This is a genomic window from Micavibrio aeruginosavorus ARL-13, assembly GCF_000226315.1.
Classification (GTDB): Bacteria; Pseudomonadota; Alphaproteobacteria; order Micavibrionales; family Micavibrionaceae; genus Micavibrio; species Micavibrio aeruginosavorus_B.
The window spans coordinates 478,882-495,309 of the sequence record NC_016026.1 but is presented as its reverse complement, the minus strand read 5'-3'; the positions used below and the strand labels follow the sequence as shown (position 1 = coordinate 495,309).

General features: G+C 51.6%; 14 protein-coding genes, 1 tRNA gene and 1 rRNA gene. 7 read left to right on the top strand and 9 right to left on the bottom strand.

The window, feature by feature from the left end; translation table 11 throughout:
* Positions 1 to 47: 47 nt before the first annotated feature.
* Both MICA_RS02190 and galE read left to right on the top strand, forming a co-directional pair.
* Positions 48 to 1,184 (top strand): glycosyltransferase family 4 protein, encoded by a 1,137-nt coding sequence (locus tag MICA_RS02190; RefSeq protein ID WP_014102036.1) that lies wholly within the window; start codon positions 48 to 50, stop codon positions 1,182 to 1,184.
* Positions 1,181 to 2,200: a UDP-glucose 4-epimerase GalE gene (gene galE / locus MICA_RS02185; RefSeq protein ID WP_014102035.1), complete on the top strand. Its 1,020-nt coding sequence runs from the start codon at positions 1,181 to 1,183 to the stop codon at positions 2,198 to 2,200. Before MICA_RS02190 ends, galE begins: the two co-directional genes overlap by 4 nt.
* Before the next feature lie 124 nt (positions 2,201 to 2,324).
* On the opposite strand, the gene MICA_RS02180 is transcribed toward galE, so the two are convergent.
* A complete protein-coding gene (locus tag MICA_RS02180) occupies positions 2,325 to 3,941 on the bottom strand; it encodes an SEL1-like repeat protein (RefSeq protein WP_014102034.1) in 1,617 nt (538 codons plus the stop codon).
* Between the two features lie 292 nt (positions 3,942 to 4,233).
* Here MICA_RS02180 and MICA_RS02175 point away from each other — a divergent pair, with 292 nt between their 5' ends.
* From MICA_RS02175 to MICA_RS02165, 3 genes are all read left to right on the top strand, one after another.
* Positions 4,234 to 5,157, top strand: a complete 924-nt coding sequence (locus MICA_RS02175; protein WP_014102033.1) for a hypothetical protein — start codon at positions 4,234 to 4,236, stop codon at positions 5,155 to 5,157.
* A gap of 167 nt (positions 5,158 to 5,324) precedes the next feature.
* A complete protein-coding gene (locus MICA_RS02170) occupies positions 5,325 to 6,023 on the top strand; it encodes a hypothetical protein (protein ID WP_014102032.1) in 699 nt (232 codons plus the stop codon).
* 166 nt (positions 6,024 to 6,189) lie between these two features.
* On the top strand, positions 6,190 to 7,575 hold the full coding sequence (locus MICA_RS02165) for a homospermidine synthase (protein WP_014102031.1): 1,386 nt from the start codon (positions 6,190 to 6,192) through the stop codon (positions 7,573 to 7,575).
* 34 nt (positions 7,576 to 7,609) lie between these two features.
* On the opposite strand, the gene MICA_RS02160 is transcribed toward MICA_RS02165, so the two are convergent.
* From MICA_RS02160 to MICA_RS02145, 4 genes are read right to left on the bottom strand one after another with little or no spacing between them, the layout of a single operon-like run.
* Positions 7,610 to 8,425 (bottom strand): CheR family methyltransferase, encoded by an 816-nt coding sequence (locus MICA_RS02160; RefSeq protein ID WP_014102030.1) that lies wholly within the window; start codon positions 8,423 to 8,425, stop codon positions 7,610 to 7,612.
* Complete coding sequence (locus MICA_RS02155) at positions 8,415 to 9,563, bottom strand: protein-glutamate methylesterase/protein-glutamine glutaminase (protein ID WP_014102029.1); 1,149 nt, start codon at positions 9,561 to 9,563, stop codon at positions 8,415 to 8,417. Before MICA_RS02155 ends, MICA_RS02160 begins: the two co-directional genes overlap by 11 nt.
* A 6-nt stretch (positions 9,564 to 9,569) precedes the next feature.
* Positions 9,570 to 10,052: a chemotaxis protein CheW gene (locus tag MICA_RS02150; protein WP_014102028.1), complete on the bottom strand. Its 483-nt coding sequence runs from the start codon at positions 10,050 to 10,052 to the stop codon at positions 9,570 to 9,572.
* A gap of 21 nt (positions 10,053 to 10,073) precedes the next feature.
* Entirely contained in the window at positions 10,074 to 12,737 is a 2,664-nt protein-coding gene (locus MICA_RS02145) for a hybrid sensor histidine kinase/response regulator (protein ID WP_014102027.1), read from the bottom strand.
* Positions 12,738 to 13,036: 299 nt separating this feature from the next.
* Here MICA_RS02145 and MICA_RS02140 point away from each other — a divergent pair, with 299 nt between their 5' ends.
* Positions 13,037 to 13,435, top strand: a complete 399-nt coding sequence (locus tag MICA_RS02140; RefSeq protein WP_014102025.1) for a response regulator — start codon at positions 13,037 to 13,039, stop codon at positions 13,433 to 13,435.
* Positions 13,436 to 13,448: 13 nt separating this feature from the next.
* Entirely contained in the window at positions 13,449 to 13,979 is a 531-nt protein-coding gene (locus MICA_RS02135; RefSeq protein WP_014102024.1) for a hypothetical protein, read from the top strand.
* Between the two features lie 62 nt (positions 13,980 to 14,041).
* Here MICA_RS02135 and MICA_RS02130 read toward each other — a convergent pair whose 3' ends face one another.
* The 4 genes from MICA_RS02130 to rrf all read right to left on the bottom strand — a co-directional run bounded on the left by MICA_RS02130 (position 14,042) and on the right by rrf (position 16,373).
* Positions 14,042 to 15,364: a methyl-accepting chemotaxis protein gene (locus tag MICA_RS02130; RefSeq protein WP_014102023.1), complete on the bottom strand. Its 1,323-nt coding sequence runs from the start codon at positions 15,362 to 15,364 to the stop codon at positions 14,042 to 14,044.
* 175 nt (positions 15,365 to 15,539) lie between these two features.
* Positions 15,540 to 15,616: transfer RNA gene (locus MICA_RS02125), tRNA-Met, on the bottom strand.
* 144 nt (positions 15,617 to 15,760) lie between these two features.
* Positions 15,761 to 16,114, bottom strand: coding sequence for a DMT family protein (locus MICA_RS02120; RefSeq protein ID WP_014102022.1), 354 nt, complete (start codon positions 16,112 to 16,114; stop codon positions 15,761 to 15,763).
* Between the two features lie 144 nt (positions 16,115 to 16,258).
* Positions 16,259 to 16,373: ribosomal RNA gene (gene rrf, locus MICA_RS02115) — 5S ribosomal RNA — on the bottom strand.
* Between the last annotated feature and the right edge of the window lie 55 nt (positions 16,374 to 16,428).

Sequence of the window (16,428 nt, the reverse complement as noted above, 5' to 3'; positions counted from 1 at the left end):
AGCCTTGCCTTGCTCTGCACCGCGCTTTCCCGTAAGACGATGGCGGCATGAAACTGATTTACGTTGTGACCGAAGACTGGTTTTTTTACATCCACCGCCTGCCCACCATGCGGGCGGCGGTGCGGGCCGGTTTTGACGTTGCGCTGATCACCCGCGTGGACCAGCACCGCGCCCGGATCGAGGCCGAAGGTGTGCGCGTCATTCCCTTCCCCTTCAGCCGGAAAAGCAAAAACCCGATCACCGCCATCGGTAATATTTTCGCACTGGCCAATATTTATCGCCGTGAACGTCCGGACATTGTCCACCACATTGCCTTGAAACCCATCTTGTTCGGATCACTGGCCGCATGGCTGGCCCGTGTGCCGCGCATTGTGAATGGCTATGTCGGGCTGGGCACATTGTTTTACAGCGATATTCCCCTGACCCGCGTTTTGCGCCCATTGATCTTCCCGTTGCTGCGCGCCGTTGTAAAACGCGACACGGTCTGGACCTTGTTTGAAAACAGCGACGACGCAAACCGCATGACCCGCGACCGCATGGCCGTGCAAGACCGCACCACCATCATTCCCGGATCGGGCGTGAATATTGACCGGTATCAAACCGCGCCGATGCCCGCCACCCCGCCATTCATCTGCATGTTTGCGGGCCGCATGATTGCGATGAAGGGGTTGCAAACCATCCATGATGCGTTTGCGATTTTAAAGGATACCGCGCCGCATATTAAACTCTGGCTCTGCGGTACGCCGGACCCGGGCAATCCGGAATCATGGGATGAACAACGCCTGACCGATTGGGCCGCATCCAACCCAAATGTTATTTATCGCGGATATCAAACCGATATGGCCGCCCTGTGGCCACAGGCGCATCTGGCCCTGCAACCGACCATTGGTGGCGAAGGTTTGCCCGTATCGTTGCTGGAGGCCGGGGCCTGTGCCCGCCCGATGATCGCCACCAACGTGCCCGGATGCCGCGAAGTAGCCAAGGATGGCATCAATGCCATCCTGATCCCCGAACAAGACCCACAGGCGTTGGCCGATGCCATCCAATCGTTTGCCAGTGATGGCGAAAAAACCACGCGCATGGGGCTGGCCAGCCGGACGCTGATTGCCGAAAAATTTTCATCCACCCATGTGACGCAAGCCATGTATGATGTGTACCAATCTTTAATCGGGACACGAACATGAGCAAAACCATTCTTGTCACCGGCGGTGCCGGATATATCGGATCGCATGTGTGCTGGCGTTTGCATGACGCCGGATATACGCCCGTCGTGCTGGACAATTTGTCCACCGGACATGCATGGGCCGTGCAATGGGGGGATTTGGTGCAGGGTGATATTGGCGATGCCGATTTGATCCGCAAAATCTGCACCGATTATAAACCCAGCGCGGTTATGCATTTCGCCGCCCTGACCGACGTGGCGCAATCCATGCGTGAACCGGATCGTTTTTTTGACAACAACACCGCCCGGGCCAAAACCCTGTTCGACACGGCGGCCGATTGCGGCATCAACCATGTCGTTTTTTCCAGCACCGCCGCCGTTTATGGCGTGCCCCATGCCGATGGGTATGTGAACGAAGATACGAAACTCCAGCCCGCCAACCCCTATGGCGAAAGCAAAATCCGCGCGGAAAATGCCCTGCGCGCGTTGGATTCACACGGTGTGCGCTCGGTCGTCCTGCGGTATTTCAACGTGGCAGGCGCGGCCCCCGAAACCATTGGCATTGGTGAGGCACACTGGCCGGAAACCAACCTGTTGCCCCGTGTGATTTTATCTGGTCTGGGGTACGAAGGGCCGCTGTCCCTGTTCGGGAATGATTATGATACGCCGGATGGCACGGCGTTGCGCGATTTTATCCATGTCTGCGATCTGGCCGATGCGCATATCGCCGCCCTGCACCACATGCAAAATGGCGGGGGCAGTGACATCGTCAATCTGGGCACCGGGCACGGATATTCGGTGCAACAGATTATTGATGCGGTTGAAAAACACCTGAACAAAACCATTGATGTGCGTATCGCGCCACGCCGCGCCGGAGATGTGCCCGTGATGCTGACCCAAACGGACAAAGCCCAGCGCGTTTTGGGGTGGAAAGCCGCATCCAGCCTGAACGACATTATTTCCAGCGCAGTGACATGGCACAAAAGCGCGTTTTACGGCGATCTGGTCCCCAGCCTGCAAGCCCGCGCGGCGGAATAACCCTCCTACACAGCATTCCCGCTTTCGCGGGAATGCTGGAAAGAGAAAGATTTACCAAAACCCATAAACGAAGACCCCGGCTTTCGCCGGGGTAGCATCGAAACGGATATATTTTCTTGCGGAATTAGAACGCCGGTTTCAGGTTCGGGAACATTTTGTCGCAATCCTCAATGATCGCCTGAATGGTTTTGACACCGGCTTTCGTTTCAATCGCGCAATCTACCGTACCCGTACCATTCGCCGCCATCGAGAATGTGCAGGACTGGCTCAGAACTTTTTCGCTTCCGGCATCAATATCAATGATCATGTTGCCTTTGGCGTCTGCGGAAATATCCAAAACCATATCGCCGCTGCCTTCAACGGCTTGTCCGGTCCATGCGGACACGAATTCGCGGGCGGCTGCGGATTTGATTTCCTGCATCGCGGCCAACGCGGCATCTTTTCCGCCTTCAACGCCATGCAAACCATGATATTGCAGGTACGCCAGATCGACTTGCGCCTGAACATTACCAGCCTCAGCCGCGCCTTTGAGCAATTCAACACCCAGCGCCGGATCTTTCGGCAGACCATCGGTGCCGTTCAGGAAGAACGCCGCCAGATCTTTCACGCCTTGGGCATTGCCGGCTTGCGCCATTTTCAGGGATTGTTCCGCACACGGCGTCAGATCCGTTTCCGCGGCCATAATCACGGCGGCCTTGGCTACCGGATCAACGCAATCAACGTCGGCAGCAACACCATCAGCCTGCGGCGCGTCCGGCGCAACGGTTTCAGCGGCAGGAGCCTCAACAACCGGGGCCTCAACAACAGGTGCTTCCGCTACAGGGGTTTCAACAACCGGAGTATCCACGGTCGGTGCCACGACATCTGCCGGGGCCTCAACGCCCATGGCGGTCCATTGGGCAACGAATTCACGCGCGGTTGCGGTATCCACGGTCATCATGGCTTTCAGCGCTTCGCCCGGGTTGGCAACGAAGCCAGCCTTGCCATGGAATTCCAGATAGGCCAAATCCTGAATGGCCTGTTCGTTGCCAGCGGTCGCGGCCTGTTTCAGCAGATCAACGGCCATCGCCGTATCCACCGGAACACCTTCATACCCGCTCAGGAAGAACAGACCCAGGTCCTTGGTTGCCTGGGCCGAACCCGCCTGCGCCAAGTGCAGGGCTTCGTCTGCGCACGGCGTCAGATCATTTTCTTTCGCCAGAATTTCGGCGGCCTTGGCCACAGCATCTTCGCATTCGACATCAGTCGTCACAATGGCATCGCCAGCAGCCGGCTCGACTGCTGTCACGTCTGGCGTAGCGGTCGCTTGCGGGGTGACTTCCGGTGCCGATACAGCTGCATCCGGTGCACCGAAGAATGACCCGATCAGTTCGTTGGCACCAAAGAACAGCGCACCACCAATCATCGCCCAGCCCATACGTTTTACAACATCGGTGGCTGTCATGCTGGCCTTGCCCGCAGTCACGCGATCATAACCATAGCGCAGTGCGCTGGTGCCCAGGCCCGTCAAAATCCCAGTCAGGACAATCGTTGCCGCCGTCACCGCAATTGCGGGAGCCGCCACCGGCATTGCCGCCGTCAAAACCGCACCAACAACACCAAATTTTGCCAGCATTCCCGCCACGGCAAAACCGGACGCAATGTTAAACCCGATCGACAAGCCTTTTTGTTTCCAGTTTTTAGGTGGTTGCGGGGCGTTCAGGGTTTCGTCAGCCGTTTGGGTGTTCGGTGTCTCGGTCATTTGTGAATGTCCTTTTGATCTCTCTATTACAAACTTTGGTTTCTTATGGGCCCGGGTTTTGTGGTCTTTATGGCCTCTTTTTTTAAATGTTCCGAAGGTCTATACATAAGAGCGGCGAATTATGCAAACTTTTCGTGTGATAGCAGCCCTGCAAAAAGAACATCCTTAAGGCGTGATTATTTTCTTGACATAAAGTTCAATTATGGAATATCAAGGGCGCGACTTTTAGTCCCGTAACCCAAAAGGCGGCTCCAGCTATCATGGGCCGCATAACAATAGAAGGTGAAAAAATATGAGCTTCAAGACACTGAAACTGACCGCTGCTGCCCTGGCCCTGAGCGCCGCTTTCGCCGCGCCGGCTTCTGCAACCTACTACCCGGAATATCCGGAGCAGCCGTCCACACCGACAAACAATGTTGATGTGAACAACACCAACAAAAACTACAACAACAATCACAACAACAACAATGCCAGCGCCAACGCTGGGGCCGTTGCGGGTGCCGTATCCGGCTCCAACTCCAACGCTGTTGCCAACGGCGGAAACGCTGTCGCAAACGGTGGCCAAGGTGGCAGTGCCACGGCAACCGGTGGCCAAGGCGGTCAGGGCGGCCAAGGTGGTGAGGGTGGTCAAGGCGGCCAATCCGCATCCAACGCCAATGCTGTCGGCGGTGACAACAACGTCAGCTTCAAAAACGAAGTGGCTGCAGCGTCCGCAATCGCCCCGTCTTTGAGCACGGTTGCAACGTCCAAATGCGCGAACGTGAAAACCAAAGTCGGCGCGATCCAAGTGATCGGCGGCGGTATCAGCCTGGGTTCTTCCGAAGCCAACAGCTCGGACAAAGATTGCCTGGCGCATGAAGAACGCAAAGCCTACATCGAAAGCGGCGACCCGATGCTGCGCGCAATCGCTGTTCAGGAACGCGCCCAGTCCGACGAAAAAGTGGCCCAGGCCGTTCAAGCCATCCGCGAAAACGTTCAACAGAAAGCCGTAAACGGCCAGCCGGTCAGCGTTCGTTCCGAAAACTGGAACCAATTGCTGGGTATCGGCGTCAGCTTCGACAACTCCGCTGCACCGGCTCCGGTTCAGCAGGTTGTGGCCCAACCGGTTGTTCAGCAGCAAGTTGGCTGCGGCGGTAAAGTAACCGTGAACGTCACCGAGAAAAGCGGCGGCTCCACGACCACGAAACGCTATGTAAGCCCGTGCTCCCGCCCGTAAGCGGTTAAAGCCCAAGAATTGTGCAGGAAAGCGCTCGGCCCCAAGCCGGGCGCTTTTTCTTTATATTTCAACAAATTAATAAACTTCCGTCGGTTTTTATTGACGGACAGCTTTACATTATGGTAATTATTTGCGACCTTAAAAAACCAAAAAAAGGGTGTGTAGCAATGACCATAAAAACCGCAACCAACGACAACGCCCCCCTGCGTTCTGTGTTTGAAAACGCGAACCTGCGCCGTGCAGGGGCGTTATCGACACTGGGCCTAGCAGCGGCGATTTTGAGCGGATGCGCCACACCGGGATTGAACACCGAAACCTGCATGGGCACGGATTATAATGGCATCGGTTTTTACGGTGTCGGGCAAAGCAAATGGGACAAGGATTGCGCAAACGCGGAATTCGCGGAAACCCTGTTGCGCAAGAAAAACGACCCGGTCGGCAATGCGCTTGGTTTTCTGCTCTATCTCGATCAACTGCCAGGCGCACGCGCCCAGCTGGAAGCGCGCCTGGGCCAAAAGGGTGCCTTGCGCATTGAACCGGAAACGGTGGCCACATTGCTGGCCTCACCGGATGTCAGCCGCTATACGGGCGTACAGCTCTACGCAAAAATGAACGAAGACGACCGCGCCACCGTCAACAGCCTGTTGCAGAAGCGTGGGATTGACCCGAAGGTTGCCCTGACCCTGAACGACGACGATCGCCGCGCCATGATCCAGGCCCAAGAACAGGCCACCAGCCGCGCCGAGCAGGACGTTGCCAAGACACAAGCCACACCACCGACAACACCGGAAAACACGCCCAAACAACAATGCAAACCCGTGGTGACCAACGGTCGCCAGATCCGCTTTGTCTGCGGCGGCCAGTAACGCCCGCAGCGCCCGCCATACGGGCGTTTTACGACAATCATAATCCCCTTGCTTTCCGGGATCATTTGCCGCTATCTGGTCAATATTGTGAACCTCTGACCAGAAGTGGAAAAAATCGAGAATGGCAAACTGGCCGGTACACGGGACGATAAACGGGCCCGTGGTGATGATTGGATTTGGCTCTATCGGGCGCGGCATGGTTCCCCTGCTGGAGCGACATTTCAAATTTGACCGGGACCGTTTCGTCATTATCGATCCGGAAGATATTTACCGCCCCGTGGTTGAGGGGCTGGGCATTCGCTTCATTCACGCTGAACTTTCTCTTGAAAACTACCGCGACATCCTCACACCGCTGCTACGTAATGGCGAAGGTGTTGGGTTCTGCGTCAACGTATCAGTCGATACGTCATCCCGCGATATCATGCGCCTGTGCCGCGAACTGGATTGCCATTACATCGACACCGTGGCCGAACCGTGGGCGGGGTATTACGATAACAAAAACGCCCACCCCGGCGACCGCACAAATTATGATTTGCGCGATGACATCATCGAGGAAAAGGCTCTGGCGCGCGGCACCCGCACCGCCGTATCCTGCTGCGGTGCGAACCCCGGCATGGTATCGTGGTTTGTCAAACAGGCCGTGTTAAACATCGCCCGCGACACCAACACACCGTTCACCGAACCACAAACACGCGAAGACTGGGCCCGATTGATGCAAACATTGGGCATCAAAGGCGTGCACATCGCCGAACGCGACACCCAGCGCGCCCGGATGCCAAAGGAAATGAATGTCTTCGTCAACACCTGGTCGGTAGAAGGCTTCGTATCTGAAGGCTATCAGCCCGCAGAGTTGGGATGGGGCACGCATGAAAACTGGATGCCGCCCAATGCCTCCACCCATTCGTTCGGGTGCCAGGCCGCGATTTACCTGAACCAACCCGGCGCCGCGACCCGCGTCCGTACATGGTGCCCAACCCCGGGCGCACAATTCGGGTTTTTGGTGACGCATAACGAGGCCATTTCAATTTCCGATTATTTCACCGTTGGGTCCGGGCCGAAACCGGAATACCGCCCGACATGCCATTACGCCTATCACCCGTGCAACAATGCCATTTTGTCATGGCATGAATTGTTTGGCCGTGATGGAAAAATGCAGCCGCGTATGCATATCCTTGGCGAATCCGAAATTGTCGATGGGCGGGATGAATTGGGTGTACTCCTGTTCGGGCACGCCAAGAATGCCTATTGGTATGGATCCCGCCTGACGATTGAGGAAACCCGCGCCCTCGCCCCGTATCAAAACGCCACGGCACTCCAGGTGACATCCGCGATTATCGCCGGCATGGTCTGGGCACTGGAAAACCCCATGGCCGGGATTGTCGAGACAGAGGAAATGGATCACCGCCGCTGCCTGGAGGTCCAGAGCCCGTATCTGGGCACGGTTGAAGGCCATTATACCGACTGGACCCCGCTGGATAACCGCCCTGGCCTGTTCCCGGAGGATATCGACACCTCCGACCCGTGGCAGTTCCGGAATATCCTGGTCCACTAGATAGAAAAAAGCCCCCGCAATCCGGGGGCTTTTTTCATCCGCGATATTCATAGAGACCTTTTATATCGGGGCAGCGCTGGAAATGATGGTTGAGGTCGTAAATACCTTCCGCCGCGCCCAGCAGTAAATAGCCCCCCGGACGCATACGGTCAGCAATACGGCGCAGGATATTTTCCTTCAACGCCGTATCAAAATAAATCAAAACGTTCCGCAGCAGGACAAAATCAAATGGCCCCTCAACATCGTAATCACCTTTCAAATTCATTTGCCGGAAATGAACCTGGGCCCGAATATCGTCGTTGATTTTCCAGTTTGATCCATCGCGCGTAAAATATTTGTCGCGGTAATGATCGGGCAAGCCACGGTGCACCTCAATATCCGAAAAAACCCCTTGGCGCGCACGGGACAAAACCCGGCTGTTAATATCCGTGCCCACAACTTCGCATAGTAATTTTGGATAAACCGAGCGCTTTTCCGTCGCAATCATCGCCACTGAATATGGTTCCTGACCAGTGGAACATGCGGCCGACCATATGCGCACACGATTGGCCACGGCGGATTCCGCCAGACGATCCAGCAATTGATTTTCAAACACATCAAACGGGATTTGGTCGCGGAAAAAGAAGGTTTCGTTGATCGTCATGGCCTCGATCACATCGGTCGCCATTTTCGATGAATAATCATTCCGGATTGACGATATAATCGCGCGATGATCATTCAGCTTCCAGCTTCGCAGCACATCCTCTAATCGCGATTCCAACAGGTAGCGCTTATCATCCGTCAAATGATAGCCGGACGATTCCTTCAGAAAATTACGGAAGAAGTGAAATTCAATATCATCAATTTGCATGATGATCCCCTATGGATTCACGGCGTACCAACTTGTTTACTGCGGCCCCAATACGCGAGAGTGGCAGGACAGCGTGACATATCCCATCTTTTGCCACCGCACCCGGCATACCCCAAACTACGGACGATTCCTCGTCCTGCGCGATTAAAATATTATGCGTACCGTCAACAACCATGCGGCGGCTGGATTGATGCCCGTCAGCCCCCATACCCGTCAGAATAACGGTGAGCAAATGTCCGCCATACGCATGCTCCAATGAATCCAGCATAACATCGACAGATGGTTTACAAAAATTGACTGGCGGCCCATCGGTCAGAGTAATGCGCTTTGGGATCCCTTTTTGTACACCCATATGCTTTTGCCCCGGCGCAATATACACGTGGCCGGGGGATACCAGCATTCCCTCCTCCGCCTCATGCGCAGGAAAACCAGTTTTACGTTCAATATTCTCCGCCAGAAAGCGGGAAAAGCCGGGCGGGATATGTTGCGTAATGAAAATGGGCAACATTATATTTTTATCAACGCTGGTCAGAAATTCGACCAGCGCTTTCGGCCCGCCCGTGGATGCACCGATCGCCAAAGCCAAGGGAAAATTCGGGGGTAAATGATCAGGCATCCGGCGCAAAACCACGTCCCCGCCCAACTTGTGCATATAAGGCGTGGACAAAGACACCAGTTCCGGCACCCCAGAAGACCGCGCGGTTATCGAAACCGCCTTTCTTTTCGCACCATTCCGCCCCAGCGTACGCAGTTTTAACAGCAATTCCTGTTCGAACGTCAAACCCCGATCAATCGATTTTGACGACGGCTTCGCCAGACAGTCCACAGCGCCGATATGCAGAGCCTGGTACGTCGTTTCCGCCCCGGCCTGCGTCAGGCTTGAACACATAATGACCCGTGCATCTGGATCATGGACCAAAATCTCACGCAGGGCGCTGAGCCCGTCCATATGCGGCATCTCAACATCCATCAAGACAATATCAGGACGATGGGTGCGATAATCGCGCAAAGCGGTCTGGCCATCGGCCGCCGCAGCGACGATGTCCAGATCGTTATGTTTTTCAATGATATTACGCAACAATCCACGCACAACAACAGAATCGTCGACCAGCATGACGCGTACAGGTGAAATATCCATAGCGTGTTACACCATATTTGCCGGTTCCGGGGTCAAATGGTCAATCATCAGGTTAAAATCAAGCAGAACAACCAGCTTGTCCCCCATGCGACAAACACCACGCGAAATGGAAAACCACTTACGGTTAATCGTATCCGGCAGTTTTTCAATGCTCGAATCCATGACGTCGACAACATCACCGATTCCTTCAAACACCAGGCTGTACATTTCGCCACCCCGATTGATAACGATGGAATATCCGTTATTGCCCGCCAGCCAATCCCGATTGTGAATGCCCAGCGTATAAGCGACGTCAATTTCGGTCACAATATGCCCCCGCAAATTCAAAAGGCCGATAATATTGGGGGGTGTTAATGGTACAGGCGTGGTTGGATTGCGCTGGATGACATCCTGAATACTTTCAATCGGCGCGCCAAAATAATGATTTCCAATATTCAAAATCAGAATTTTGAATGTGTCCGCGACAATATTTGGCTTTGCATTATTCATAGCGTTCCCCATGGCAATTAATTACTCATTATTGCGGATGCTGACCAAAGACCGGATCAATTCATCTTTGTCAAATTTTCCAATATATTTGTTAAACCCTTTTTTATAGCCATACTCGATATCTTCCCTTGTGTTGTGGGAGGTAATGGCAATAAAGGGAACATCTTTCCACGACGAATCGTCGCGCATCCGTTCAACAAATTCATACCCGTCCATATGCGGCATCTCGATATCACTCAAAACAATATCGAACATATGCCCATCATCGTGCAGACGAATGGCATGCAACGGGTCCTCGGATAATGTCACATCGTATCCGGCACCCGTCAAAATTGGATAAAGCATGCTGCGGAAAAATGGGCTGTCATCCACGACCAGAAGGCGCATTTTTTGCCCCCTATATTCCGCCATGGGCCTGTGCGCCATGGCCGTCTGCTCCAGCTCGCCGATAGTTGCAGAGCGGCCTGTTGTATGCGGACCGGTTTCGACTATATCCAACCGTTCATGCACGCGTTCAATATGATAATTGGCATAGGGCGCCGATTGATGCGCCATCTTAGAGAACCAGTCTGAACGGCTAAGCGACAGGAAGTGAGCAATATCGATGACATCCACCGTTCGGTCGCTTAAAATCATGCTGCCCAAAACGCCAGGACGCAATGTCGCCGTTGTCAGGTCTAAATCCCCCTCGATAATGTCAACCACATGGTCAATAATCAGGCCCATTGAAGCATCCGACATATCGTCGGACAGAACCAGGCTCATGACCTCATGATCATTCAGCCCCTGCGTCGTGGAATCAATGAAGCATAACTGCATCAATGTGTTGTTATATCGCACAACGATCTTGTCAGCCGAACAGGTAATTTCACCGCGTGGAAAAACCTGAATTCTGGACACCAGCGCCAACGGCACCGCCTTCAATGCGCCATCACCAGCCTTGAAGACCAGCATTGAGGCACGCTCTTTCACACTTTCGCGTGCCTGGCGCGCCATGATGTTCTCCGCCTCTATCTGGTTGACCGCTTTTTCAACATTGAATTTACGGGCAATGGCCGCAGGATCCAAAATCATAATGACCCGCCCATCACCCAAAATGGTATTGCCAGAGAAAATACCGGCATTTTTAAGAACAGAGGATACAGATTTAATCACAACTTCTTCCGTATCATAGATCTGATCCACCAGAATGCCGTAATAGCTGGAACCCGTACTAATCACGCAAATCAGCTTTTCATTATGTGGCTTCTGTCCTTGATCACTCTTAAAATCAAACAACGCTTCACTATCAAGAAGCGGGATAATGCGGTCACGTAAGCGCAGGACCGGTTTGTCATTTATATATTCAATCATGTCGGAATCTGTCGGGTTAATGGACACTAATTCCTGAATATTCATTTGTGGGATGGCATAACGATAGGAATCAATCTCAACGATCAATGCAGAAATAATCGCCAGAGTCAGTGGAATTTGGATCGTAAAACACGTCCCCTTTCCCGGGGTAGATTCCATGTCAATTGAGCCACCAATTTTTTCAATATTGGCGCGAACGACATCCATGCCGACCCCGCGCCCCGATACATTCGTGATCTGTTCGGCCGTTGAAAAACCCGGGCGCATGATGTAACTGAGGATTTGTTTATCACTCATAGCCTGAATTTTATCTGGGTCAGCCAGCCCCTTTTCAATTGCCTTCTCGGCAATTTTCGCCGGGTCCAAACCCTTGCCGTCATCGCTGATCTGCAGAACAATAAACCCACCCTCATGATATGCACGTAGGCGAATGCATCCTTGTTCTTTTTTACCGGCATCCAATCGATCGGCGGGGCGCTCAATACCATGATCGCACGAATTTCGGATCATATGGGTCAGCGGATCTTTAATCTGCTCCAACACCTGACGATCCAGCTCGGTTTCCTCGCCTTCCATCTCCAGGACAATTTTCTTTTTCATCTCGGTCGACAAATCACGCACGATACGCGGCAATTTTGACCATGCATTCCCAATGGGTTGCATTCGCGTTTTCATGACGCTATCCTGAAGATCTGATACAATCCTGTTCAACCGCTGGAATGGCGTTGTCAGATTTGAATTTTCCTCCATACGGATCAATTGCGACAGTTGGTTTCGCGTCAAAACAAGCTCGGAAACCATATTGATAAGATCTTCCAGAACATTCATCTGTACACGCAGATATTCAGGCCCCTTTTCAACCGTCTGGGCCGGGGAAATATCGACAGAAACCGGCGGCTCTGGCACAGGATCACGGTTTGAAACCGCCGACTCTTTCTTTTCTCCGCCATGCAGGGATTGTTCTATCTCAGCCTCAATCACCTGAATAATATCGGAATCGTTCCCTTCTGGTTCTGCTCCACTTTTACTGACTTCACTCACCAAAAACCGAACACGGTCAATGCACATAAACAGCAATGTCATGGCCCGTTCACTGACGTCCATTTTGTCATTGCGAAAATTATCAAGAAGGTTTTCGGCGGCGTGCGCAGTTTTTTCCAAGCGCGGAAGACCGATAAATCCACACGTTCCCTTGATTGTGTGCATGAGCCTGAAAATGTTACCCAGAAGATCTTTATTTTCCGGCTCCTGCTCCAATCGCACCAGATCAAGGTCCAGCGTCGAAAGCGATTCAACAGTTTCTGTTATAAATTCTGTGACGAGGTCATCCATAGCGCAATCACCGTTTATAAAATGGCAGAAGATTCGGAAACAGGATGTATCTTAGGCGGGCAATTCTTATCGAGATATAAACGCCAAACATGGTAATGCGATATGCAATAAACACGCGCATAAATTTAAAAGTGAATACCCGCGCAGGCATGAAAATATCACCACGCAAAATTGATCACTCGTGCGACGATATACACGATTGTGATTCATCGTTATTTTACGGTTTACGCTCAACACTGATACTGAACATTATTACTGCGTATATTCATTTTTCTCTTATTCAAAGAAAGTGATCAGAAATGGATATAAACAAGGATATGAAAGTATTGATCGTTGACGATCACAAAACGATGCTGCGCATTGTTCGAAATCTGCTTTCACAAATTAATATCAGCAATGTTGACGAAGCAACGGATGGACAATCGGCCCTGCAAAAGCTTGCGCACAATAAGTATGATTTGGTCTTGTCGGATTGGAACATGATGCCCATGACCGGGTTGCAATTACTGCAATTTGTTCGAACTGATTCAACATACGAACATAAAAATGTTCCATTTATTATGATTACGGCGGAATCTCGCCCCGAAAACGTCATGGAGGCGAAACAGGCCGGCGTTGATAACTACATCATCAAGCCTTTTAACGCGGACACATTAGAAACAAAAATAAAATCAGTTATGACCAAAAAACAGCGATAAGGATATTTTTTGAATGACATCCCTCATCCAGACCATACAGGAAACAAGCCAAGCCATGGGCCACGTATCGCCGGAAAAGCGCGCCGCATTGGTCGATTCCATGGCCCAGCTGGCCAGACGCCTGGCCGATCATGTCAGCGCACTGGATGATATACCCAGCCATTATCAAGCATTTACCATGCCCGCCATCAACGACCAGATTGCTGCAGCCGAGAAACGGACAGAAAAGGCCGCCGATCAAATTTTGACAGCCGCTGAAAGTATCATGAAATCATTGGCCAAGATGAAGGGCGATGCCGCTGCAGAAATCCAAAACCAGGCCAATATTATTTTCGAGGCCACCAGTTTCCAGGATTTGGTGACCCAGCACCTGAACGAAATTCGCCTGCGTATGAAAGAATTAAATGATGATATGCTGGCATTACAGAATTGCATGACCAGCATTTCCAGCGGATCAGGCGATGCCCCCCTACAAAAGACGCGCACACGCAAATCCGAACGTCCAGATGCGCATTTATTAAACGGCCCCACAACAAACTTTTGATGTTAAACAGATCCCCCCGCCAGACACATCTGACGGGGGGGATTTTATGGGCCTAAATCTATCTAGACCATACTGTTTACTTCGCGCGTTACCCGCTGCATATTGCTGGCAATTTCGTTGGCAACAGCGCTTTGCTCCTCAACCGCACTGGCCGTTGAATTCACGTATTCGCGCACAGTTTCGATCGATTCTTTAATCGCATTCAAGGATGACACAACATTCGATGAAATATCACGCATGGAATTGATCTCTAGCGAAATTTTATCCGTCGCTGTTTTGGCCTGCGCCGCCAGATTTTTTACTTCATTTGCCACCACGGCAAATCCTTTACCAGCCTCACCCGCACGTGCGGATTCAATGGTCGCATTCAAGGCCAGCAGATTGATCTGCCCTGCGATACTGTTAATCAATTCAACAATTCCACCCATGGACGCCGCGGCATCGGCCAGCTTATTGGTTTGCTGATCGGCCTGATCAACAATGCCGTAAGCCTTCTCCGTTGTTGCACGGGATTTTGTCATGCTTTCCGTGATTTCCTTCACGGACGCACTCAACTCTTCCGTTCCCACGGCGGCGCTTTCGATCATTTTTCCGGCGTTTTGCTTTGCAATGACCTGTTTTGTGACATCGGTCGCAAATTTGACGACCTTAAACGGGCGGCCGTTGAGGTCAAACACAGGATTATAACTGGCCTGGATCCAGATTTCGCGCCCCCCCTTGCCAACACGTTTATATTCTGAAGATTGATACTGGCCCGCGCGCAAATCGTCCCAGAATTTTCTGTATTCCGCGCTGTCGGCTTCACTCGCCTCCATAAACATGCGGTGATGGTGACCTTTCACCTCATCCAGGCCATATCCAACGGTATCAAGGAAGTTTTTATTCGCCGTGATGATGGTACCATCCATATTAAACTCAATAACGGCCATGGATTTATGAATGGATGCAATTTGCGAAACGCCATCCATTTGTTTTGAATCCTGCCACTCCACAACAGTTCCGACACGATTTTTATTGTCATCAAAAACCGGAAAAGCATGCAGATTAAAAACAATTCCACCAACCTTAATTGATGTATCGAACTCACCGCTCATACGATCCAGCATACCGCGTTGATGCGATGGACTTTTGTGGAACATATCAATATTGGTTCCAATCAATTGATCGACATTAAACGACGGAAAATCTTTTTTGATATCCCCTTCAAGCGCGCGGAGAAACTCAATAATGGCATCGTTCACATAGACAATATTATAATCCTTGTCCGCCATCATGATATTGGTAGACAATCCACGCAACGCCCCCATTTTTAACGATAGAAATCTATCATCATCATTGGCGAATTGCTTTTCGCGAAAGCCCAAAGCATAAGCAAGATTCTTCATGGCAGATCAGCCTTCCTGTTATCGATTGATGTAAAAACACGACGATTCAAAAAATACGAACGCCAGTTTACATCAGGACCAAAAGGACAATGAAAGCCGATCTTGTTTTTACATGCGCAGGGATGGTGAGATCACTCACCAAAACAAAAACACCATAATTATGCTTAGAGAGAATTGGTTGCGGGGGCAGGATTTGAACCTACGACCTTCAGGTTATGAGCCTGACGAGCTACCGGGCTGCTCCACCCCGCGTCACCGAGAAATGGCGGCCCCAACCGGTTAGAAATGCGGGGCGCGCAAGCGATATGGGGTTATAGACCGTTCACTTCAAGAACGCAAACCTTATTCGCGATAAAGACGATAAATCTTTTTGCAAAAAGACACAGCCGGGCGCTGCTACCATTTTTTAAAAATCACCCACGCCGCAAGCACAATCAGACCGAAGCCGAGAAGGTGATTCCATTGGATCGGTTCCTTCAAATACCAGATCGAGAAACCCATAAACACCAATAGGGTCAAGCATTCCTGAATGGTCTTGAGTTGTGCCGCATTAAAGACAGCGTGCCCCATACGATTTGCAGGAACTTGCAAACAATATTCAAAAAAAGCGATGCCCCAGCTGACAAATATAACAATCAACAATGGCGTTGTTTTAAATTTCAGATGACCATACCAGGCAAAAGTCATGAAGATGTTGGACGCCAACAACAACCCGATCGTCGCAATCGGCACGGGAAGAGAGAAACTCATTGCATAGGCCCCGCAGAACAGTGGTTTTATAAGAAAAAAGCAAAGATTAGATACAAAAAAACGCGCCAAGGGCGCGTTACAAAAAATTGATCATCGTAAATAGGTATGACAACAACGATTGTTTAATCCAAGCGGGCTTGGAAGACCTGGCAACGACCTACTCTCCCGCGTCTTAAGACGAAGTACCATTGGCGCTGAGGCTTTTCACGGTCCAGTTCGGTATGGGATGGGGTGTTGCGCACTCGCTAAAATCACCAGGTCATCCAAAACCGCCTGTATCAAACAACCAATATCCGTTTTTGTCTTTCAAAATG